Origin of the sequence: Clostridium frigidicarnis, from assembly GCF_900111985.1 — a bacterium.
Classification (GTDB): Bacteria; Bacillota; Clostridia; order Clostridiales; family Clostridiaceae; genus Clostridium_Z; species Clostridium_Z frigidicarnis.
The window spans coordinates 33,513-57,732 of sequence record NZ_FOKI01000021.1 but is presented as its reverse complement, the minus strand read 5'-3'; the positions used below and the strand labels follow the sequence as shown (position 1 = coordinate 57,732).

Below are 24,220 nucleotides of genomic sequence, written 5' to 3'. Positions count from 1 at the left end.
TGGGGATTTAAGTCGTACCTTTTAGCAATTAAAATATTGCTTCCTGATTCTAAAACTTCCTTAACAAATGAAACTCTTTGATCTTCTGAAAACTTTCTTGTAAATATTTTTTTCTCCATCCCTTAGACCTCCTAATCATCTTAAAACTATTTTACTTTGTTTGAGTAAACATTGTCCATTCTAATTAGGGGGCCTATAGGACCTAAACTTTCAACTTTCCACTCTCAACCTTCAACTTTATATTTAGGAAGTCCGTGACTTTCAACAATAATCGTCAATCGTCAATTCTCAATTGTCAATTAAAAAAGGGCGCAGCCATTTTTGTTCTGTGTTAATGTTATAATGTTGTAGACATTAATTATATAGGCTATTGAATTTTAAAATAATTATAAAAGAGAGTGTGGTTATATGGCTATTTTAGATAAAGGAAATATTTTGAGTTTTTGTAAATCTAAAAATATATATTTAGAAGGTGAAAAATATTATTTAAACGATTTTATACTTGAATTAAAAGAGAGCAATAATTTAGATGGTACAAGTAATATAAAATCCTTAGTTGATTCTGGAGAGTATAGTGAATATTTATGTACGTTTAAAATAAATAAAAATAAGGATTTAGAGGAATTTGCCTGTACTTGTGAAGAGTTTCTTAAGAAGCAAAAGATGTGTCCTCACTTAGTTTCAGTATATTTAAAATATATAAATGAAAACTTAAAATCATATTCTAATATTGATAAGTTGTTAAAGGTTTTAAATAATTCTACTGAAATAGTAAAATCCCAGAGTATGAATTTAGAAATAGAATTAGTTCATAGTTCAATGGATGCCATAGTAAATTCTATAAAACTTAGAATTGGGTTAGATAAATTATATGAAGTTAAGGATATAAGGGGATTTTTAGAATCCTATAACAATAATGAATTGTTTCCTTTATATAGAAGAAATATAGTGGATTTTTCAACATATGATTTTAGGGATGAAGATAAGAAGATAATTTATCTATTAAACGAACTTTTAGAGATAGAGGAAAAAACATTATATTATAATAATTTATCCAAAGGTATGTTTAGAAAAAATCAGGTGTATATACCTGATAAGCAGTTTTGTAAACTATTAAAACTTATAAATAAGGATATAACAATTTCTTTACCAATAGGAACTTATTTTGATGTAGATATAAAGACAGAGAATTTAGTATTAGATTTTTTGGTTGTAGAAAAAACAGATAAAATAGCATTGACATTTAAGGATAGAGAACTACCATTTCCTTTATTATCAGAGGGGAAAATATACTTTTATAAGGGAAGTATATATGAATTAAATAAAAAAGATGAGAGATTATTTAATCCACTATTTGATTTAATGCTTGAAAACAGAAAAGGTGATTTAGAGATTGATAAGGAAGATAGTACAAATTTTGCATCCTTTGTATTACCTAAGATAAAAAAAATTGGAAGAGTATATTTTGAGGAAGGCGTAAAGAGCTTATTTTATGAAGAGAATCTTATAACTGACATATATTTAGACAAGGAAAACGATACAATAAAATTAAATCTAGTTTTTAAATATGAAGATATTTCATTTAACCCTCTCAATGATAACTTTAAACTAGAGGGAAATGGAGGAATATTAGTTAGAGATATAAAAAAAGAAGAAGATATTATAGAGTTGATAAAGAAATTAGGATTTGAAAAAGTAGAAAATTATTTTGAAGTAAGAGATGGAGACAAAATAATAGATTTTTTAACTGAAGGAGTTTATAAGCTTCAAGAAATAGGAGAAGTTTACTATTCTGAACAGTTTAAAAAAACCAAGGTTTATAAAGGTAATCAGTGTAAATATAATCTTAAATTAAATAGAGAAGATATGCTGGAATTTTCCTTTAATATGGATGGAATTAACGAAAGCGAACTTATAAGTATATTTGAAAGTTTAAGAGAAAATAAAAGATATTATAAACTTAAAGATGGAAGTTTAGTTTTGCTAAATAGCAAGGAATTAAAAGAGATTGTAAGTTTAATTGATAACTTGGATATTGATGAAAGAAAATTAATAAGTGATAAGGTAATACTTCCTAAATTTTTTGCTTCATATATAAATGACATTGTAGGGGAAGAGGCTGAAACAAATAAAGATTTTAGAGAGTTAATTAACAATTTAAAAGATATAAAGCATATGGAGTATAGCGTACCAGAGAATTTAAAGGCTAATTTAAGGGAATATCAAAAACTAGGGTTTAAATGGTTTAAGACTTTGAGTAGTTATGGTTTTGGAGGAATATTAGCAGATGAAATGGGCCTAGGTAAGACAGTACAAACAATAGCTCTTATAATATCAGACTTGAAGAAAGAACCATCAATTATTATATGTCCAACATCCCTTGTATATAATTGGAATGAAGAATTTGAAAAGTTTTCAAGTAACATAAAAGTAGGGGTAATGGATGGAAATAAAAAAGAAAGACAGGAACTTATTAAGAATATAAATCAATATGATATTTTAATAACATCATATTCAATAATAAGAAGAGATATAGAAGAAATAAAAAAAATACAGTTTAACTATTGTGTGATAGATGAGGCACAAAATATAAAAAATCCGGTATCACAAAATTCTAAGAGCGTAAAAAGCATAAAGAGTTATAATAGATTTGCTTTAACAGGAACACCAATAGAAAATTCATTAGGAGAATTATGGTCAATATTTGACTTTATAATGCCTGGATACTTGCTAAATCATTCTAAATTTTTAAATTTATATGAAACAGCCATAGTTAAACATGATAATTATGAGGCTTTAAAGGATTTGAAGAGAAGAATAAATCCTTTTATATTAAGAAGATTAAAAAGAGATGTTCTTGAAGAACTTCCTCCTAAAATAGAGAAAAATATAATAATTAATATGAGTGAAGATCAAAGAAAAATTTATTCAGCATATGTTGATAATTTTAAGAAAGAAATATCAAAGGAAGTAAATATGTGTGGTCTTGAAAAAACAAAAATAAAAATACTCGCAGCACTTACTAGACTGAGACAAATATGTTGTGATCCATCTTCATTTTTAAAAGATTATACTGGAGAAAGTTCAAAGATAAGTGCTCTTATTGAAATATTAGAAGGATCAATAGAGGAGAATCATAAGATACTTGTATTCTCACAGTTTACATCTGTTTTAAAAAACATAATGAGGCATTTAGATTTAAACAATATAGAGTATTTTTATTTAGATGGAAGTGTTAATAGTAGAGAGAGGATGAACATGGTTAATGAATTTAATAAAGGAACTATCCCCGTGTTTTTAATATCTTTAAAGGCTGGAGGATCAGGGTTAAATTTAACTTCAGCAGATATTGTAATACATTTCGACCAATGGTGGAATCCAGCAGTAGAGGAACAGGCTACTGACAGAGCACATAGGATAGGACAAAAAAACACTGTTGAGGTAATAAAACTTATAACTAAGGGTACTATAGAGGAAAAAATATTAAATATTCAAGGAAAAAAGAGAGAGATTATAGGCAGTGTAATGGATGATAAAGATATAGATAGAGATATAATTTCTAGTATGACCTTAGAAGATATTGAAGGATTATTTCAGTTATAAAGCTTTGTAAGAGAGTTTAGCTGATGGCTACCAGAGCTGTAACACCCACCTAAAGGAAGATTCGTTCTATATAAGTGACAATATGAAAGTGACAAGTTAGTTAAAAGTTTAGATTAGTAAGTTTGAAGTTTAGGGTGAAGAGGCAAGTAGACTATAGACTATAGTCTTCAAATTTCAAAGTATTAAAATATGAACTTATTGTAAGTCTATAGAATAAGATATATTTGTGATAAATTTTTATGGAAGGATTTACATGAATATTGGTGAATTTATAATAAGGACAGCAATACTTTTAATAATATTTGTAGTTCCAGGATTTTCTCTTTATTTCGTATATAAAAAGACAGAAAAGGCTATGGACTTTACACAATCTGAAATACTAAAAGGCATAGTTACAGATAAGCGAATTGAGATAAAAAGAGTGCATAATACTAATGTCTATGAATTGTTATATTTTATAGAAGTAGAAGATGATGCAGGGCATGTATTTGATATTAATATTTCAAGTAAGGAATATTTTAAAATAGTTAATGGATCAAATATAAAATTAGAATTCTATAAAAAGAAGCTGATAAACATTAAATTTGAAAACAGGGGGAAAGGTTATGAAATTTATTGATTTACATTGTGATACTGCAAGTAAATTATATTATCAAAAGGGGAAAAGTATAAAACAAAATGATTTTTCAGTTGATATAGAAAAATTAAAGCAGGGGAATGCTATGACACAGTTTTTTGCATTATTTATATGTCAAGAAAGATGTGATAGTCCTTTAGAAACATGTAACTCTATGTTAGATAATTTATTAAGTGAATTAAATAAAAATGGTGATGATATAAAAATTGCTTTAAATTACGATGATATTTTAAAGAATAGTGATAATAAAAAGATTTCTGCAATGATTACAATTGAAGAGGGAGAAGCTCTTGAAGGTAATATGGAGAATCTATATAGGTTTTATGATAAGGGTGTAAGATTAATGACACTTACATGGAATTATGAAAATTCAATAGGATATCCACATATAGACAAGTCTTTTCAACAAAAAGGTTTAAAAAATTTTGGGATAGATGTGGTTCAGGAAATGAATAGATTAAATATGATAATAGATATTTCACATATTTCAGACGGTGGTTTTTATGATGTTGCTAAGTTTTCAAAAAAACCATTTGTTGCATCACATTCTAATGCAAGAACCATTACAGGTCACTCAAGAAATATTACGGATGATATGATAAAAGTCTTAGCAAATAGTGGGGGAATAATGGGAATTAATTTTGCTAATCATTTTTTAGGTACAAATGAAGTTTCATCTATAGATGATATGATAAAACATATGAAACATATAAGGAACGTTGGTGGCATAGATGTAATAGCATTAGGAAGTGACTTCGATGGTATAGGTAATAAGGTTGAAATAGAAGATATATCTGAAATGGATAAACTTTATAAAAGTCTTATGGCTAATGGTTTTAAAGAAAGTGAAATAGAAAAAATATTTTATAAAAATGCACTTAGGCTTATACAAGAAACCTTATAATATGTAAATATATTATATGATAAATGTGTATATTATTTATATATGAACTTTTAAGCGAAGGGAGAATAACAATGAAAAAGACAAAAGTTATATCAATTTTAGTAGTTATAGTCATGATATTTTCATTCATAGGCTGTAATGATAAGAGTAATGTTGAATCATTAAAAGATGGAGAAAAGAGAATAGTAAAAGTATTTGTACCAGAAGGTGTACCATCTATAAGTATTGCAAAATTAATTAAGGAAAAACCAGAGGTAAAGAAAAATTATGAGGTTGTTTATGAAACAATAAATTCAACAGACAACTTAGTATCTAAGGTTTTAAATAAAGAGGCTGATATTGCAATAGTTCCATCTAATTTACCAGCTCAAGCTTTTAATAAAGGTTTAGATTATAAAATTTGTGGTACCGTAGGATGGGGAAATCTTTATTTATTATCTACAGAAAATGTAGACAATATAAGTCAATTAAAAGGAAAAGAAATTTATAATATAGGAAGAGGATTAACACCTGATATAGTAAGCAGATATGTAATGAAAAATAATAATATAGATCCTGATAATGATTTAACCTTAACATATTTAAATGGCGCAACAGAAATAGCACCAGCGTTTATATCAGGAAAAGCAAAGACAGCAATTATGCCAGAACCTATGATTACAAATGTTTTAAGTAAAAAGGAAGATGCAAAAATAGGAATTTCAATTAACGATGAGTGGAAAAAAATAACAGACAGTAAGTATGGTTATCCACAATCCACATTAATAGTAAGAGATGAACTTTTAAAGGACCATGAAAAATTTGTAATGGAATTTATGAATCAAATAAATGAAAGTATACTTTGGGCCAATTCTAACCCAGAACAATTAGGAGAATATGCAGAAGAATTAAAAATGTCAATAACAAAGGATATGGCACCAACTGTAATGAAAAGGGCAAATCTAAATTTTATAAATATAAAAGATTGTAAAGATGAATATAGGAATTTTTACAAAGTATTAGAAGAGTATGACGCTAAATCTATAGGAGGAAAAATACCAGATGAAGCTATTTATTTCAAATAATAAATATAAATTATTATCAACAGTGTTTATAATAATTACCTGGTATTTTACAAGTAATCTAGTTTCAAATGAGGTTATAGTACCATCTATAACCTCTACGTTTTTAGAATTAAGAAATATATTTATAAGCAAGAATTTTTTGAATATAATAAGCAGCACAATGATAAGATTTATATTAGCTAGCATAATTACTATTATTAGTTCTATATTGTTAGCAGTAATATCATATTATTTTATTATAATAAAACATCTATTGAATCCTTTTGTAACATTTATGAAATCAGTGCCTACCATGGGTATAGTAGTTTTAGCATTAATATGGTTTAAAAATAGTACAGCTCCAATATTTATTGGGTTTATAGTTGTATTTCCAATCTTATATGAAGGAATTTTGAATTGTTTTTTAAATATTGATAAAAACTTAGTTTCTATGGCTAGACTTTACAAAGTAAATTTTATAAGAAAAATTCAATATATATATTTTCCATATTTAATTAATAACTTACTTCCTATATTACCATCGGCGCTAGGATTAATGCTCAAGGTTATAATAGCTGGAGAAGTTTTAGGACAACCTAAGTATGCTATTGGAAGTAATATTCAGTTAGAGAAACTTTATTTAAATACAAGTGGAGTTTTTGCATGGATAATAATAGTTGTTTTTATAAATTATATATTAGAAAAGTTTATTGGAATTTTAATTAAAAGGGTGAAAAAATGGAGCTAGAAAAATTACAAGTAAAAAACGTAAAAAAGAGTTTTAATGGTGTGGAAGTCCTAAAAAATATAAATTTAGATTTTAATATTGGAAATACAACATGTATATTAGGCCCATCAGGATGTGGAAAAAGTACATTTTTAAATATACTTACAGGGGAAGTTGATGAATTTCAAGGGGATATATATGGATTTAAGAATATATCATTTGTATATCAAGATCCTAGACTTATACCATGGAAAAATGTCTATGATAACATAAAATTCGTATTAGAGGATAAAATGATTAAGGAAAATGCTCATAAATATATAATGCAATCAATAGAAACGGTAGGATTAAAAGGCTGTGAAAAGATGTATCCTAATAAATTAAGTGGGGGAATGATGCAAAGAGTTAATATTGCAAGAGCTTTTGCATATCCTAGTGATATATTAATCATGGATGAGCCATTTAATTCATTAGATATAAATACTAAAATAGATGTAATAAAATGGTTTAAAAATATAAAAAATACATACAAGAAAACAGTAATATTAGTTACACATGATATAGATGAAGCTATAGAACTTGGAAATGATATAGTTATATTTTCAGACAAACCAACAATAGTAAAAAAGTTGATAAAAAATCATATAAGTTTAGATAATATAACTGAGAAAGATATAGAATATAATAATTTCAAAAAGTATATAAGTACTCTTATGATTAAGGAGAAGTAATGCAATGGGAAGATTTTACGATTTAACATTAGAGTTAAAAGAGGATATAATAGTTTACCCAGGAGATCCTAATTTTGAAATGGAGGATATATGTTCTATTTCATTAGGTGATAGTTATAATATAAGCTCAATATCTATGGGAACACATACAGGAACACATATAGATGCATCTAAACATTTTTATAATGAGTCAAAGACAATAGATAAAATTTCTATTGATAGGCTTATAGGTAAAGTTAAGGTTTTAGACATGGGAAATTTAAAGGAAATATCAAAACAAGATATAGAAGATTTTAATATAGAAGAGGGAGATAGAATATTTTTTAAAACAAATAATTCAAAATTACTAAAAAACAACATATATTCAGAGGATTTTGTAGCTTTAACTAAGGATGCAGCTGAATATTTAGTTGATAAAAAAGTATATACTATTGGTATTGATTATTTGTCTATAGAAAAAAATAATAGCGAGTTTAATGATGTACATTTATTATTATTGGAAAAAGATATAGTAATAGTAGAGGGCATTAACTTAAGTGATGTTGAACAGGGAATATATAACTTTGCGGCACTACCATTAAAAATAAAAGATGGTGATGGAGCTCCAGCAAGAGTTGTTTTATGGGAATAAAATTTTATTAAGGCTGGCAGGAAGAAATTTTTAACGATCATTTTTAGTTAAAAACTAAAACTTTCAATCATTAAGTGCTAGTTGAAGGCTAGTAATGATGGTTTACAGAAATAAGCAATTCAAATATATAATGAATTGCTTATTTTTTATTTTAATTTATAGATTTGAGAATATGCATAAGTTTGTAAATCACTTCATAGAGTCACGAGTTAATAGTGACAAGTTACAAGTTTTGGATAAATTTTCTCAGGAAGGTTGGAGTGAATTGACAATTGACGATTGAGAATTGAAGGATAAATATTCTTAGGAAGATTTTAAAATTTTAAGAATATAATTAAAGAAAATCTGTGATTTTCAACTTGAACTTTCAACTTTCCACTCTCAACCTTCAACTTTATATTTAGGAAGTCCGTGACTTTCAACGATAATCGTCAATCGTCAATTCTCAATTGTCAATTAAAAAAGGGTGTAGCCTTTTTTATATATACTGATTTATTTTGATGTTACAGTGTTGGATTCAACATTCTTTTGTAGAAATTTTTTAGAGTCAACGATACTAAAAGATTTGTAGAAATATATAGTAGACACTAAATAAGTTATTGCAGTTATAAAATAAGGAAGTTCATAGCCATGAGGTAAGTTTTCCATTATATAACCAGCAACAAGAGCACTAATAGCTCTTGAGAGATTGTTTGAAATGCTATTTAAACTAGAGTAAATAGATCTTTCATCATCGTCTATTAGCTCCATAGATAAACTACTTATAACAGGGCCAGCCATGTTCATTAGAGCATTTCTAAATAACAATGCGGTAGCAACAATATATAAATTTGGAGGTAAAGCTATGAGCATTAAAAATGGAATAGATATACTCTGACAAATCATTATAGTTTTTATTCTTCCGAACTTATTTGTCATAGAGGGGGTTATGAGACCGCCAATTCCCATAGCACCTTGGGCTAGGGCCATTATAATGCCTATTTGACTAGTAGAGGCACTTACTTTGTATTTTAAATATATATTAAAATAAGGAACTACTAATCCAGCGCCAAACCCAACTAATAAATTATAAATTATAAACTTTCTTGGATAAGGTTTTAGACAAAGTATTTTAACTTTTTTTAGAAAGTATTTTTGAGTTGAAACATGGGTTTTATTGTCTTTTATAAATAAAATGAATACACATGAAACAAGGCCAATAATACCACTGATTATAATGCCATATTTTAACCCAAATAGAACACCGAAGTGAGAGCTAAGTGTATTTGAAAGCTGTCCAAATACAAAATATCCAAACATAGTTGAGAATACATTATCAGCAAAAGAATAACTAAATAATTTAATTCTATTTTTAGGATTACTATTATCCATAAAAAAAGGTCCTTCAGATACCATAAGAAAACCTTGAACAGCTCCTTGTAAAACAGATATAAATAGAATTATATATTTATTTGGTATGGCTCCTTGCAATATAGTAAGGAGTGGTACAAGAGACATGGTTATAAGTATCCCACGTTTTCTACCAATTTTATTAACTATCATAGCACATGGTATAGAAGCAAATGCTATTGCAAAAGTTTTGAAACTTAAAATTATACCGAGAAAACTTTCCTCGATATTCAATTCTTTAAGATAAATTCCTTGTAGCATATTAAATGATCCCATGGATATATAAAAAAATGAAATAGCAACTAGGTACATATTTGCATTTTTAGAAAATATGCTGAATTTTTGTTTTACCCCCATAAAAATATCCCCCTAAACATTTATAAGTCTATAAACATTATAACAATAAAGTATATCTTATAAATTTACATTGAAAATAGATTTAAAAAAACCATAACAGATTTTTTATGATAAAATATAAATATAAGGCACACTCAAAAAATAATAGACCAGTATGCTTATCTATTATTTTCTTTCATGTGCCTAATTGTTATTAGGGGGAAGAAAAAGTGAAAAATAACTATAAATTTTTTAGCAATAAAGCATGTGAATATTTTCCATGTCATAAAGTGAATAATAAAGATGATTTTAATTGTTTATTTTGTTACTGTCCACTGTATTTTTTAGAGGACTGTGGTGGAAATAATAAAGTAGTTTATGGGATTAAGGATTGTTCAAATTGCATGATACCTCATAGTCCTAACGGATATGAATACATAGTTAATAAGATAGTTCAGGTTAATGAAAAAAGAACAGATGAGGCATTAAAAAAGAAATAAACCATGAAAAGAGGTTGATTACATACAACCTCTTTTTTGTTTCAGTTTGTGTGTTTTATCCATTTGGTTGTAGGCAATAATCTATTATGATATAGTATATTAATGATAAAAGAGTAAAAATTAAATTTAAACATGAAGGGGGGAGATATAAGTGAACATATGGAAGCGTATTAACAAATACCTTGATATAATCGTAGCAATAATTGTTGGATATATTTTGTTGAAATTAGTGGATAATTATTCATATTTATTTAAAGGAATATCGTCAATGCTTTCTATAGTAACGCCATTTATATATGCGTTTATAATAGCGTATATATTAAATCCTATAATGAAGTTTTTTGAAAAAAGATTAAGGTTAAAGAGAGCATATAGTTTAATACTTACATATGCATTAATTATAGGACTTATGGTAATTACAGCAGTGTATTTTATACCTCAATTGGTACAAAATATAGTTGATATGGCAAGTAGTGTTCCACAGGTTATGAGTGAATTTCAAAGCTGGATAGATAATTTATTGAAGCATGATAATGCTCAATTTATAAAGCAGTACGTAGATTTAAATACAAATTTTATAACATCAAAAGGAACAACTATAGTATTAGATTTATTGAACACGGCTATTAGTCAATTATTTTCTTTTACTAATACATTTATAAAATGGGTATTTGGATTTATAATATCTATTTATATACTAGCAGATAAAGAGAGATTTAAGAAATCAAGTATTACTTTTGTAAAAATTACTCTAAGAGAAAAATATGCTGATAGATTTCTTGTTTTTATAAAGACATTAAATAATATGATAGGTGTTTATATAGGTACGAAAGCATTAGATTCATTAATAATAGCTATAATAGCATCTATAGGGTTAACTATAATTCAATCACCTTACGTTGTAGTGTTAACATTGGTGGTAGGGGTAACTAATATGATACCTTACTTTGGACCTTTTATTGGAATAATGGTTGGGTTCACATTAAATATATTTGTAAATCCTATAAGAGCATTTGTTGTATTAATATTTTTGTTTTTATTACAGCAATTTGATGGTTGGTATTTAGATCCTAAATTAATAGGTGGAAAAGTAGGTTTATCTCCATTCTTGATAATATTAGCAGTAACTTTAGGTGGAGGACTATATGGACCCGTTGGAATGATATTAGCAGTACCTATTATGGCCGTATTTAAAATTTATTTAGATAGGACATTAAACAAATTTGATATGTAATTTAATGATAAGTTTTATTTGAGTAATAAGGCATATTGACAAGTGGTAAGTTAGTGAAAAAGCATTGCTTCCGTTAAAAAATCCAATTGTTGAGTGTAGAGAGTTATTGGATTTTAGGAAGTAATGCTTTTTTACTTTAGAATACTAGGTGAAATCAGCTTGTTTACGGTGCTTATCATTCTATCTTTATGTTTAGATAAATTTTCTTTATTTTTCAACAAGAAGAGCAATGGATTGAGAAGAAATTCCTTCACAAGCACCAGTAAAACCTAAACCTTCTTCAGTAGTTGCTTTTATGTTTAGCTGATTTTCTTTTATATTTAAAATAGAGCATATATTTTTTTTCATAGTGTCTATATGAGGTGACATTTTTGGCTTTTGAGCTATTATTGTAGCATCTATATTACCTATAGTAAAATTTTTATTTATTATAGTGTAAACTTCTTCAAGTAGTATTAGACTAGAGGCTCCTTTAAATTTAAGATCGGTATCAGGAAAGTGTTTTCCAATATCTCCAAGAGCAGCAGCGCCTAATAAAGAATCCATTATAGCGTGTATTAAAACATCGGCATCAGAATGTCCTAATAATCCTTTTTCAAAAGGTATTTTAACCCCTCCAAGTATTAAATCTCTATTTTCAACTAATCTGTGTACATCATATCCCATTCCTATTCTCATGAACAATCCTCCTAATTACATTAAAAATTAATTTTGGTTTGCTATTTTCTTGCATGTGCCTTATGTGCTTTATGTGCCTAACCGTGAGTAAAAAGCATTTTGTAATGAATTAATAATTAAATAGTATTATTTAATTACTATTTAATTATTACAGAATAACTTATATATATTATAATATATATAATGTAATTATCAATTAATAATAATGTCTAAGGCACATTAAAAAAGGGAAAAAAAGAAAAGCCTTTCAGCTTTTGAGTGATAGAAATCACTAAATTTAAATATATAAAAGTAAATATAAATTAAAAATTATTTTTAGAATATGGGTGTGTAGGATGTTCATTTGAGTGTTTTAGATTGGTTATGTTTTTAAGGATACGTAATAGTTTATATTTAAAGGATTTTAATTTTGTTAATATATTAGTTTTTACGGTGACATGTTGGTTCTTTTTTCTTCTTTTCTTTTTTGATGAGAAATCAACATATATAACTTTTTCTTTCATAGTTTTAAGAACCACCTCGCTTAATATGGTAATTAGTATCATTATACTATAAGAAAAATCAAAAGTTAATGAATATTCAGACAAGTGAAGGCTGAACAAAGCAAACTAGGTAAGCAATGCTAAATATATCTATTAAATACAATATATTACATATAATATTGAGAGTAAATTTACTTTAATAAAGTTCTTAAAATAAATTTACAAATATGTAGTAATTATTCCATATATTTTACAATAAAATAAATAAAAGGAAATTATTAACATTATACACAGGCACCTGTGGATAATTTCTAAATGGAGGGATAAAATGAGTTACTTGTTATTAATTTTATGCATTTTGGTAATAATAGGTATGTATGTGTTAACGAATTACTATTTCAATCAAGTTGTTACTAGAAAAGTAGATACAGAAGATGAAATGATGAGAGTTCAAGTAGAAAGAAATTTAATAAATAATAATGTTTATAGTTTATTAGAAAAAGAACATATTGTTTTAAAGTCTAAAGATGGTTTAAAACTTAGAGGTGAATTTATAGATAATGACTCTAATAAAACAATGATATTTTGTCATGGAATAACAGTGGGGTTAATATGGTCAATAAAATACATAGATATGTTTTATAAGAGAGATTGGAACATATTAATATATGATCATAGAAGACATGGTCAAAGTGAAGGTAGCTATTCCACATATGGATATTTTGAAAAAGAAGATTTAGATTTATGGGTAAATTGGGTAATAAAGAGAAAAGGGAAGGATTCAATTATAGGATTACATGGGGAATCTATGGGAGCAGCAACAGTCCTACAATATATAGATATTAATAAATATGTAAAGTTTATAATAGCAGATTGTCCATTTTCAGACTTAATGGAGTTATTGGGTAGAAAGGTAAAGGATGATTATAAAGGATTACTTTATCCTATTTTGTATTTAAGTAATGTAAAGTCTAAAGTTAGAGCAAATTTTGATTACAGATGGATAAAGCCTATAGAGTGTGTAAAAAATTCTACATTGCCAATAATGTTTGTTCATGGAGATAAGGACAAATTTGTGCCATGGGATATGAGTGTTGCTATGTATGAGGCAAAAAAGAAAGGATTAAAAAAAATATATATAGCAAAAGGTGCAGCTCATGCAAAATCAATAGAAGTTAATAAAAAAGAATATGAAAAAGAGGTAATTGATTTTGTTGAAGAAGTACTGAAAAGTTATAAAAAATAAATATGGAGGACTTAAAGGTGAAAAACAAGAGATACATAATAGTATTAATTACTGCCCTAATTATTTTATTAGTTGGCATTTTAGCTTTTAATGCAAAAAACAAAACTTATACAGACTACATAAATAAAGTAAATGAAGAGGAACCATTAAAAGATGACACATTAATAGAAGAAGAAAAAAACTTAGAAGAGGATAATGTTTTATTAAAGGATAATTCTATAGGAATACCTATATTATATTATCATTCAGTATTTGAGGATTCAAAAAAAGATGAGGTTGTAATAGACACAGAAAAATTTAGGGAACAAATGAAATACCTAAAAGATAATAATTATAAAACTTTAACATTAGATGAAACATATAATTATATAAAAAACAACGAGAAAGTTCCTGAAAAATCTGTAGTAATAACATTTGATGATGGGTGGATAGATAACTATGATAACGCATTTCCAATTTTAAAAGAATTTAATTTTAAAGCAACTATTTTCGTCATTGCAGATTTGGTTGATGCACATCATTTGTATTTAAAATCTGATCAAATCAAAGAAATGAGTGATTATGGAATAGAGTTTGGAAGTCATACTTTAAATCATGATAATCTTTTAGACATATCAAAAGAAAAAAGAAAAAAAACTCTAGAGGAATCAAAGGTTTTTTTAGAAAAAATAACACAAAAACCGGTTATCTCTATAGCCTATCCATTTGGGGTATATGATCAAAGTGTATTGAAAGCAACTAATGATTTAGGATATAAGCTTGGATTTACAACTAATAAAGGATGGGTTAATAATAAATCAGAATTATTAGAGCTTGAGAGAGTGTATGTAAATGGAAATGCACCTATTGAAGTTTTTAAAGAAAGAATAAGTAATCCAAACTATAAATAAAAATTAAAATCTTTATTTAATTGCAAGTTAAGAGTGATAAGTGACAAGTTAATGATGTTTTTCTTCACTTTGTCTAGAAAGACTTAGAATCAAATTTTTAAATTTTAGATTTTTAGAAGAAAAATCAACATCAACTTGTCACTATAAACTTGACACTTTTTTATTTTGAAGCATCTTCTGTTTTAAGTGAATCACTAGTTAAATCCCAAATTTTTAAAAGTTCACTAGAAGATAAATATCTCCATTGCCCAATTTTTAAATTTTCTAAAGAAACATTCATTATTCTTATTCTTTCAAGTTTAGTTACTCTAAAGCCTAAGTATTCACACATTCTTCTAATTTGTCTATTTAATCCTTGGGTAAGAATTATTCTAAATACATATTTACTTTCTTTTTTTATAAAACACTTTTTTGTTATGGTTCCTAAGATTGGAACGCCATTAGACATCTTTTTTATAAATTCATCATTTATAGGTTTATCTACAGTAACAAGATATTCTTTTTCATGATTATTTCCAGCACGTAGTATCTTATTTACTATATCACCATCATTAGTTAAAAAAATCAGACCTTGAGAATCTTTATCTAGCCTACCAATTGGAAAAATTCTCTTTTTATGATTAATAAAATCGACTATATTTCCTTTGATTTTTTTTTCTGTAGTACAAGTTATACCAACAGGTTTATTAAGAGCTAAATATATAAGTTCATCGTCTTTAGATATAAGTTTACCATTTACTTTAACATTATCTCCTTTTTTAACCTTGGTTCCAGTTATGGCTAAAGAATTGTTTATAGTAACTTTACCATCTTCTATTAGTTTGTCAGCTTCGCGTCTAGAACATATTCCACTGTCACTTATAAATTTATTTAAACGAATTTCATCTTTTAAATCCTTATGTATGTTTACATTATTTATTTTATTTACTGAATTAATATTTTTACTAGAAGAATTTTTTTTGCTACTAATTGTTTTAGAATTAAATTTTTTCATTAAAATACACCTTTCCAAAAAGTCTTATTAGATAATAAGTTTAATTTTATTTTTTTCATGTGCCTTATTAATAATATAATATCAAGTGATTACTATCAATGATAGGTATTAGATAAATATTATATACATTTCAATTATATTATATAAATTCTAACTTTTTAAAATTAAAAATATTTATAGTAACAATTATATATAAAAATATAAAAATTAACTAGTTTATTACTTTATAAAAAGGGAAATATAATACTAGATGTTTTAAAGACAAGAATTGTTATTAATTAAAAAAAACTATTGAAAAATATACTTCTACAGTGTATAATAAATTTAAAGATATACCATAGTGGGGTATATAGAGGAGGAATATAAAATGAAAAATATAATAGTTTATACATCAAATACTTGTCCATATTGTGTTACAGTAAAGGAATATTTAAAATCAAATAATTTAAAATATGAAGAGAAGAATGTTAATGAAAATCCATCATATAGGAAAGAATTAATGGCTATGAAAATTATGAGTGTGCCAGTAATAAAAATTGATAATGAAGTTGTGGTTGGATTTGATCAAAATAAAATAGAAGAATTATTAAATAAGTAAAAAAAGGCACTTTAAAGTGCCTTTTTTATTTTAAATAATAATCTTGTCCATTATTGTTTACCCTTAAATCTATATGAGAATCCAATACAATATTGTTTGTTTCAGTGAGAGAATCAAAATCCAAAGGATTTTTGTTTACAAAGATAGATACTTTATCATAATCAAAGATTACCTTTGTTTGCAATGCAGTTTTTAATAGAGAGCTTAAAACCTCATCCACATTAGAATTTAAATTAATATTGTCTGTATTCTTTATAAGTTTTTTACCTTTTATAGAACTAGCAGAAACATCCACAACTTTGTTGAATTTATTTACAGTTATACTTATGTTAGTATTTATATCTAATACTATAATGTTTTTAGCAGCTTTAAAAGCATAATAATAAGCTGAATAACTAATAATTCCAATTAATATTAAAATAAAAAAAGCTTTAATTAAAAACTTAAAGTTTTTAGCTAACTTACCTATAACTATCTCTCCAACATTGTAAGTAGTATGGGGAACTATTGTAAGAAAAACACCATAAGAAGTTAATATAACACAACTATTATTTGTGGTATTAAACATATTTAATCCAGCTATATTATCTTTTTTAAGCTCATAATTAGAGTCTTCATCAAAGGTATTTTCTTCTACATTTAAGTAATTTCTTAAATGGTGGTATCTTTTATTAGATATTATTAACAAGTAAGAAATTATGTATCCTTGCCATCTGTCTACAAATAGTGGACTTTCCTTAACTTCAAAAGATAATTTTCTTATTGGTAAATTTCTTTGTTCCTCAACAAACTTAAATAAATCATAGTTATCTTTTATAAAAAATGCTATGTTTATTAGAATGTTTCTTGTTTTAAAATCAGGTTTATCGGAGGATAGGTCTTTTATATTAAAACCATAAACCTTTAATTCTTTATGAAAAAAATAAACTTCGTTCTCTCTAGCTTTTATTACTTCATCACTTAAAACATGAATTTTATTTTTATAAGAAAAACTATATTTAGAATCATAGAAATTTGATATATTCATTTAAAATCACCTCAAAAATTTAACTATATATTTATGTTAAAGGCAAGTCCTCTTTAAATCAAGTTCGGATATTTAAGAATATTAACGGAAATAATAAAATTAGAGGTGAGGACGGTGAAAAAGAACAGTAATATTTATATAGCAATTTCTTTTTTTATATTAATCATTTTTGTGTTTTTAAATTTTAATTTAGTAAATGCAAAAGAGAATATTAATAAAATAGAAATTAAGGGAACCACTGTGGAAGAAAAAAATGAATACTTTGAGATGAATTTAAATATACCGATTATAAATGGAATTAAGAATAAAGATAAAGAAAAAAATTTAAATGAAGAATTTAAAAGTAAATCACTAGATTTTGCAAACGGAGTAAAAACAATGGCTGAAGAAGATTTTAAAGAAAGTAAGAAACAAGGATATGAAGTTAAAATATACGAGGCCGTTGTAAATTTTAATGTACAATATATTGGTGAAGATTATATAAGTTTATTAGTAGATTCATATTCTTATACTGGCGGGGCTCATGGTATAACATTAAGACAATCTTATAATATAGATAAAAACACGGGAGACATTATAACATTAAAGAATATATTTAAAGATGGGTATGACTATAAAAAAATAATAGATGAAATGATAACAAAAGAAATAAATAAAGATAAGGATAATTACTTTCCAGAGGATTTTAAGGGGATAAAAGACAATCAAGAGTTCTTTATTAATAATGAAGGGTTAGTTATATATTTTCAACTTTATGAAATAGCTCCTTATGTTACTGGGTTTCCAGAATTCAAGGTGTCATTTAAGGATATAAAAGATGAAATGAAATTAAATATAAAATAATAAAAAAAATTAGGCATATAAAAAAATATGCTTATTTTTTTGTTTGTTGGATTAACACTCACAATATATATATATATGTATATATGTATTATAAGACCATAGAAAGAATCTTCATTAATGGAGTGATTTTTTAATATTTGAATGTTAGATAAAGAAAACTTATTAGGGGGGAAGTTTTAAGGTATGTACAAAAAGATTTTAAGACTTATAATCAATATACTAGGTTGGATTCTTATTTCATTTGTACTTGCTGGAATCTTAGTTAGTTTAAAAAATTTGGTGTTTAAAGATATAATATTTATTGAAGGAATTTTTATAATTATTATAGGTTTAACAAGTACAATAGGTGGAGATACTCTAGGGCTTTCACTGCAAGAACTTGGAAATATTAATGTCCAATATATGGCTAATGCAAATCTGGAAGTTAGTAAAATGGAAAAGAAAAAAAATAATTATCAAATAAAAACTACAATAAAATTTTTTTTAAGTACTACTGTACTTGTAATTTCAGGTATTATATTGGTATTGATTAATTTTCTACTTTAATTTATTAAAAGTATTATCGTAAAATAATATAATTAAGAAAAAGGTATGAGTAAATAATTGTATTAACTCATACCTTTAATAATATGTCTAACATATGAAAGATGATTTCCATTTGAAGATGAACTATATATATTTTACTCTTTATAAGAAAATTGTTATTATATACATATTGTTTGAAATATAAAACTATTCAGTTATTCACAAGTGTTGGTAACTTTCATAAATTGTTTTTGATTTTTATGATTATATGGCATAAAGTTATTGATAAGTGATTATAATTTTATGATAGAGGTGTTGAAATTGGAGTTTAAAGTTATTATAGAGAAACAAAAATGTTTTTATAACCAAGGAAAAACCTTATCTATAGATTTTAGAATAGATATGTTAAAAAGATTAAAGAATGCAATTGAAATCAATGAAAATATTATATGTGAAGCATTATGGAAGGATTTAAAAAAATCGCAGTTTGAATCTTATGAAACAGAAATAGGACTTGTGCTTGAAGAACTTAATTTAGCAATAAAAAAATTAAAATCATGGGCAAAGCCTAAGAAAAAAAGAACATCAATTATGCATTTTATATCGTCAAGTTATGTATATCCAGAACCTTATGGAGTCGTTTTGATAATGTCACCTTGGAATTATCCATTTCAACTTACCATGGCTCCACTTATAGGGGCAATTGCAGCAGGAAATTGTTCAATGATAAAACCATCTGCATATTCTATAAACGTTACAAAAGTGATTGAAAAAATAATAACAGATACTTTTGAAGAAAAGTTTGTAGCAGTTGTTGAACCTTATGGTGGACGTGAAGAAATATCACAATTATTAAAGGAAAAATATGATTATATATTCTTTACAGGAAGTGTGCCTGTTGGGAAAATAATAATGGAGAATGCATCTAAATATTTGACGCCTATTACTTTAGAACTAGGAGGTAAGAGCCCTTGTATAGTAGACTATGATGCTGATTTAGATATAGCAGCAAGAAGAATAGTTTGGGGAAAATTTTTAAATGCAGGACAAACATGCGTGGCACCGGATTATTTATTAGTGCATAAAGATGTTAAAAATAGTTTGCTTGAAAAGATGAAATTTGTTATTAAGGATTTCTATGGGGACAATGCAATGGAAAGTAAGGATTTTCCAAGAATAATAACTGATAAGCAATATAATAGATTAGTATCATATTTAGATGAAGGAAATATAATTTGTGGTGGTAATTTTAAAAAAGAAGAAAAGTTTATATCACCAACCCTTATAGATAATATAGATTGGGATTGTAAAATAATGCAGGATGAGATTTTTGGACCAATAATGCCAGTATTAGAATTTATAAGTATAGAAGATGTTATAAATATATTACAAGATAAACCTAAACCACTAGCATTATATTATTTTTCTAAAAATAAACAAAGTCAAGAGTATGTATTAAATAGAACTACTTCAGGAGGTGGCTGTATAAATGATACAGTAATACATGTAGCGTCATCTCACATAACATTTGGTGGTGTAGGTGAGAGTGGAATGGGAGCGTATCATGGTAAAGGATCATTCGATGTGTTTACGCATTACAGGTCTATAGTAAAGAAGAGTAACTTAATTGATATAGCATTTAGATATCCACCATTTAAAGATAAACTTAAGTGGTTAAAAAAAATTATGTAAAAAACAATAACATAAGTTTGAAGGATTTTGTATATTAAGTAAAGAAAAGGTAATATAATGAATTAAGGCACATTCAAAAAATATTATAAAAAATAAGTTGGTGTAATAATGTCAAGGTTAGATGAAATTTATTATGGTTTAATAGAGCTAACTAATGAATTAAACAAACCTCTTTCAGCCCTTCAATTGAGTAAGCATTTAAACATAGATAGGTCTAATGTTAGTAGATATTTAAATCAATTGTTCAAAGAAAACAGAGTAGAAAAGGTAAGTGGAAGACCTGTATTATATAGACCTATTTTAAATGACAATAAACATAAAGTTGTAGTTGACGACAAAAAAGAAAATATTGGTAAAATAAGGACTTTGAAAAGTAGTTTGGACTTAATGGTTGGTGCAAAGTTAAGTTTACAGGTCCAAATACAACAGGCAAAAGCAGCCATAATATATCCACCTAGAGGTTTGCATACATTAATTTTAGGGGAAACAGGTGTAGGAAAGTCAATGTTTGCAGAACTTATGTATAAATTCTCAATAGAGGGGGGCATGTTAAAGAAAGATGCACCTTTTATAAGATTTAATTGTGCTGATTATGCAGATAATCCACAATTAGTAGTAGCACAAATATTTGGGGTGAAAAAAGGTGCTTACACAGGTGCAGATTTAGATAAAGATGGATTACTAAAAAAAGCAGATAAAGGTATATTGTTTTTAGATGAAGTTCACAGGTTATCTCCACAAGGTCAAGAAATGTTATTTACTTATATAGATAAGGGAACTTTTAGACCATTAGGTGAAACAGAAAAAGTTATAAAGGTTGAAGCGCAAATAATAGCAGCCACTACAGAAGAACCTCAATCATATCTATTAAAAACATTCACAAGAAGAATTCCAATGACTATAACATTACCGGCTCTTAGAGAAAGAAGCTTAAGAGAAAGATATTATCTTTTAGAAGATTTTATAAAAGCAGAATCAAAAAGATTAGGAAAAAGTATATATATAAATAAAAATGCATTGATATCATTTTTATTATATGATTGTCCAAGCAATATTGGACAACTTAAAAGTGATATACAATTAGCATGTGCAAAGGGATTTTTAAGTTATAGGACTAATTCTAAGAGTTATGTACTTATAGATCAATCAGATTTACACAATGGTGTAAAAAAGGGACTTATGAAAATACAGGACTATAGGGATGAGGTAGAAACTTTATTAAATAATAAAGGAGATATTTTAAGATTTTATTATAGAGATGATAATATAATTTTAACTACATTAGAAGATGAAGATAAATATAATGTACAACAACATTTTTATGATTATATAGATGATAAATTAAGAACATTGAAAGAACAAGGATTAGGAGAAGAAGAAATAAATGAAATACTAAATATAGATATTGAAAGGTTTTTTAAAAAGTATATAAAAGATCTACCACATACAATTGGAAGAGAGGAATTATGTAAAATTGTTGATGTAAATATAGTAAATTTAGTAGATAAAATGTTAACCTTAGCTGAGCATAAGCTTAAAAGAAATTTCGATGATAAAGTTTATTTTGGGTTATCATTGCATTTGCAAGGAAGTATAGAGAGGATAAAACAAGGGCATAAAGTCTATCATCCTAAATTAAATCTTATAAGATCTCAATATCCAGATGAATTTATACTTGCTATGGAATTTGCAAGTATAATTGATAAGACTTTTAATATAACAGTACCTTTAGATGAGATTGGATATTTAACAATGTTTTTGTCATCTACACCTTATGATATTGATTATGAAGAGGAGAATAAGGTGGCTATATTAGTTATAATGCATGGAAATTCAACGGCTAGTAGTATGACTAATGTGGTTAATTCGCTTATAGGAGAAAATCATGCTCAAAGCTTAGATATGCCATTAAGTATGAAAGCTCAGGAAATGTATGAGTTATTTAAGAAAAAAGTATTAAAATTAAACAATGAAAAAGGAATATTACTTTTAGTTGATATGGGTTCTTTAACTAATTTTGGAGACATGATAAAAGAGGAAATAGGGATAAATATAAAAACTGTTGATATGGTGAGTACCCCTGTAGTTTTAGAGGCTACAAGAAAAGCACTATTAGGTAGAGATTTAAACAGTATATATGAAGCATGTACAGCATTATGCAGGTATGGAATGCAGATTCCAATAGAGAGAAGAGATAGTAAGAAAATGCTTGTAATTACAGCTTGTTTTACAGGAGAGGGTGCATCTGAACGATTAAAAGAAATAATATACTCCCAAATTGATTCTACAGATGTAGTTGAAATAATACCATTAAATATTTTGGATAAAAAAGATTTTTTGATGCAAGTTGATAAGTATAGAGATGAATATAATTTAATAGCTATAGTTGGAACAGTTAATGTAAAAATAAGCAATGTACCATTTATACCTGCACCGGATATATTAACAGGGTCAGGCATAAAAACAATAAATTCAATAATAAATTTAGAAGAAATTTATATAAATATAAAAAATGCTTTAAGAAATCATATAGAAGTTGATAATATAGATATGTTAGTAGATGATATACGAAGAAGTGTAAAGAGAATAGAAGAGTTTTTGAATACAAAATTAGATAAAGATATTGAATCAGGTATAATAATGCATATTTGTTTTATGGTAGATAGAATAAAAAAAGGTCAAACAGAACCGTCTTTTAACAATATAAATGATTATAAAGATAGATTTAAAAAGGAATTTATATTCATAAGACAGTGTATTAGGGATATAGAAGTAAAATATAATATTTTAGTAGGAGAACAGGACTTAGCACATCTTGTAAGGATGGTTACAGAAAAAGAATAAGGCACATGAAGTATACTAGAATAGTGACTTGTTATTTTTTTGAATCTTTCTAATATTATAGTGTAAAAAAAATTAGTGTGTAAATTAATAAAAAAAGTAGTGTGTAAATTTATTTCACACTACTTTTTTGTTTTATATAAAAGAAAAAAGCTCTTAGGGGCTTTACTATAAGCGAATATACAAAAAATAAATTAAATGGGAAAATAGTTTAAAATACTATTTAATTGGCATTACAATTGCTATTAATATAAGTGTGAATATAAAAATAGTAATTTATTGGGGGAATGTATATGAAAAAGATTATGTTAGTATGTAGCGCTGGGATGTCTACAAGTCTTTTAGTTACTAAAATGACAAAAGCAGCAGAAAATCTTGGAATTGAAATCAATATAAATGCAGTTTCAGAAGCAGAGTTTAAAAACCATGTAAATGATGTTGATGTTGTTCTGCTTGGACCACAAGTAAGGTTTATATTGCCAAAGGTTAAAGAACAACTAAAGGGTAGAGCTCCTGTAGAGGTTATTAATACTATGGATTATGGAATGATGAATGGAGAAAAAGTTTTAAAATTTGCACTTAATTTATTAGGGGAAAAAATATAAAGGGTTATGTATTTTATGAATATTAAAGATTACTTTAATATAGATTAATTTAAAATGGGAGGGG

At 26.2% G+C, this 24,220-nt stretch carries 22 protein-coding genes; 17 read left to right on the top strand and 5 right to left on the bottom strand.

Annotation, left to right across the window (positions count from 1 at the left end):
* Window positions 1–408: 408 nt before the first annotated feature.
* The 7 genes from BM119_RS12720 (at window position 409) to BM119_RS12690 (ending at window position 8,276) form a co-directional block, all read left to right on the top strand.
* Window positions 409–3,603: a DEAD/DEAH box helicase gene (locus BM119_RS12720; protein ID WP_090042003.1), complete on the top strand. Its 3,195-nt coding sequence runs from the start codon at window positions 409–411 to the stop codon at window positions 3,601–3,603.
* Window positions 3,604–3,856: 253 nt separating this feature from the next.
* Entirely contained in the window at window positions 3,857–4,222 is a 366-nt protein-coding gene (locus tag BM119_RS12715; protein WP_090042002.1) for a hypothetical protein, read from the top strand.
* A complete protein-coding gene (locus BM119_RS12710) occupies window positions 4,209–5,144 on the top strand; it encodes a dipeptidase (RefSeq protein WP_090042000.1) in 936 nt (311 codons plus the stop codon). Before BM119_RS12715 ends, BM119_RS12710 begins: the two co-directional genes overlap by 14 nt.
* 71 nt (window positions 5,145–5,215) lie before the next feature.
* Window positions 5,216–6,208, top strand: a complete 993-nt coding sequence (locus BM119_RS12705) for an ABC transporter substrate-binding protein (RefSeq protein ID WP_177199417.1) — start codon at window positions 5,216–5,218, stop codon at window positions 6,206–6,208.
* The gene (locus BM119_RS12700; protein WP_090041997.1) at window positions 6,186–6,935 is read left to right on the top strand and encodes an ABC transporter permease; all 750 of its coding nucleotides are present in this window, start codon (window positions 6,186–6,188) and stop codon (window positions 6,933–6,935) included. The genes BM119_RS12705 and BM119_RS12700 overlap by 23 nt, the downstream gene beginning before the upstream one ends.
* Window positions 6,926–7,645 (top strand): ABC transporter ATP-binding protein, encoded by a 720-nt coding sequence (locus tag BM119_RS12695; RefSeq protein WP_090041996.1) that lies wholly within the window; start codon window positions 6,926–6,928, stop codon window positions 7,643–7,645. Before BM119_RS12700 ends, BM119_RS12695 begins: the two co-directional genes overlap by 10 nt.
* 4 nt (window positions 7,646–7,649) lie before the next feature.
* The gene (locus BM119_RS12690; RefSeq protein WP_090041994.1) at window positions 7,650–8,276 is read left to right on the top strand and encodes a cyclase family protein; all 627 of its coding nucleotides are present in this window, start codon (window positions 7,650–7,652) and stop codon (window positions 8,274–8,276) included.
* 492 nt (window positions 8,277–8,768) lie between these two features.
* Here BM119_RS12690 and BM119_RS12680 read toward each other — a convergent pair whose 3' ends face one another.
* Complete coding sequence (locus BM119_RS12680; RefSeq protein WP_090041991.1) at window positions 8,769–10,022, bottom strand: MFS transporter; 1,254 nt, start codon at window positions 10,020–10,022, stop codon at window positions 8,769–8,771.
* Between the two features lie 209 nt (window positions 10,023–10,231).
* Here BM119_RS12680 and BM119_RS12675 point away from each other — a divergent pair, with 209 nt between their 5' ends.
* Both BM119_RS12675 and BM119_RS12670 read left to right on the top strand, forming a co-directional pair.
* Entirely contained in the window at window positions 10,232–10,501 is a 270-nt protein-coding gene (locus tag BM119_RS12675) for a cysteine-rich small domain-containing protein (protein WP_090041989.1), read from the top strand.
* 151 nt (window positions 10,502–10,652) lie between these two features.
* A complete protein-coding gene (locus BM119_RS12670; protein ID WP_090041988.1) occupies window positions 10,653–11,735 on the top strand; it encodes an AI-2E family transporter in 1,083 nt (360 codons plus the stop codon).
* A 207-nt stretch (window positions 11,736–11,942) separates the two neighbouring features.
* Here BM119_RS12670 and ispF read toward each other — a convergent pair whose 3' ends face one another.
* Together ispF and BM119_RS12660 are read right to left on the bottom strand one after the other, a co-directional pair.
* Window positions 11,943–12,413, bottom strand: a complete 471-nt coding sequence (gene ispF / locus BM119_RS12665) for a 2-C-methyl-D-erythritol 2,4-cyclodiphosphate synthase (protein WP_090041986.1) — start codon at window positions 12,411–12,413, stop codon at window positions 11,943–11,945.
* A 302-nt stretch (window positions 12,414–12,715) separates the two neighbouring features.
* Window positions 12,716–12,916, bottom strand: coding sequence for a hypothetical protein (locus tag BM119_RS12660; protein WP_090041984.1), 201 nt, complete (start codon window positions 12,914–12,916; stop codon window positions 12,716–12,718).
* Between the two features lie 307 nt (window positions 12,917–13,223).
* Here BM119_RS12660 and BM119_RS12655 point away from each other — a divergent pair, with 307 nt between their 5' ends.
* Both BM119_RS12655 and BM119_RS12650 read left to right on the top strand, forming a co-directional pair.
* Window positions 13,224–14,141, top strand: a complete 918-nt coding sequence (locus BM119_RS12655; RefSeq protein ID WP_090041982.1) for an alpha/beta hydrolase — start codon at window positions 13,224–13,226, stop codon at window positions 14,139–14,141.
* Between the two features lie 17 nt (window positions 14,142–14,158).
* Entirely contained in the window at window positions 14,159–15,031 is an 873-nt protein-coding gene (locus BM119_RS12650; RefSeq protein WP_177199416.1) for a polysaccharide deacetylase family protein, read from the top strand.
* A 160-nt stretch (window positions 15,032–15,191) separates the two neighbouring features.
* Here the strand turns inward: BM119_RS12650 and rluF are convergent, their stop codons facing one another.
* Window positions 15,192–16,025, bottom strand: a complete 834-nt coding sequence (gene rluF, locus BM119_RS12645; protein WP_090041978.1) for a 23S rRNA pseudouridine(2604) synthase RluF — start codon at window positions 16,023–16,025, stop codon at window positions 15,192–15,194.
* A 367-nt stretch (window positions 16,026–16,392) separates the two neighbouring features.
* Here rluF and BM119_RS12640 point away from each other — a divergent pair, with 367 nt between their 5' ends.
* Entirely contained in the window at window positions 16,393–16,623 is a 231-nt protein-coding gene (locus tag BM119_RS12640; protein WP_090041977.1) for a glutaredoxin family protein, read from the top strand.
* A 25-nt stretch (window positions 16,624–16,648) separates the two neighbouring features.
* Here the strand turns inward: BM119_RS12640 and BM119_RS12635 are convergent, their stop codons facing one another.
* On the bottom strand, window positions 16,649–17,650 hold the full coding sequence (locus BM119_RS12635) for an anti-sigma-I factor RsgI family protein (protein ID WP_090041974.1): 1,002 nt from the start codon (window positions 17,648–17,650) through the stop codon (window positions 16,649–16,651).
* Between the two features lie 171 nt (window positions 17,651–17,821).
* On the opposite strand from BM119_RS12635, the gene BM119_RS12630 reads away from it, so the two are divergent.
* The 5 genes from BM119_RS12630 to BM119_RS12610 all read left to right on the top strand — a co-directional run bounded on the left by BM119_RS12630 (window position 17,822) and on the right by BM119_RS12610 (window position 24,156).
* Window positions 17,822–18,493: a DUF3298 and DUF4163 domain-containing protein gene (locus tag BM119_RS12630; RefSeq protein WP_143087325.1), complete on the top strand. Its 672-nt coding sequence runs from the start codon at window positions 17,822–17,824 to the stop codon at window positions 18,491–18,493.
* A 183-nt stretch (window positions 18,494–18,676) separates the two neighbouring features.
* Entirely contained in the window at window positions 18,677–19,039 is a 363-nt protein-coding gene (locus tag BM119_RS12625; protein WP_090041971.1) for a hypothetical protein, read from the top strand.
* Window positions 19,040–19,321: 282 nt separating this feature from the next.
* Window positions 19,322–20,710 (top strand): aldehyde dehydrogenase, encoded by a 1,389-nt coding sequence (locus BM119_RS12620; RefSeq protein ID WP_090041969.1) that lies wholly within the window; start codon window positions 19,322–19,324, stop codon window positions 20,708–20,710.
* A 108-nt stretch (window positions 20,711–20,818) separates the two neighbouring features.
* The gene (locus BM119_RS12615; RefSeq protein ID WP_090041967.1) at window positions 20,819–23,554 is read left to right on the top strand and encodes a sigma-54-dependent transcriptional regulator; all 2,736 of its coding nucleotides are present in this window, start codon (window positions 20,819–20,821) and stop codon (window positions 23,552–23,554) included.
* Between the two features lie 290 nt (window positions 23,555–23,844).
* A complete protein-coding gene (locus BM119_RS12610; protein WP_090041966.1) occupies window positions 23,845–24,156 on the top strand; it encodes a PTS sugar transporter subunit IIB in 312 nt (103 codons plus the stop codon).
* The last annotated feature ends 64 nt before the right edge of the window (window positions 24,157–24,220 follow it).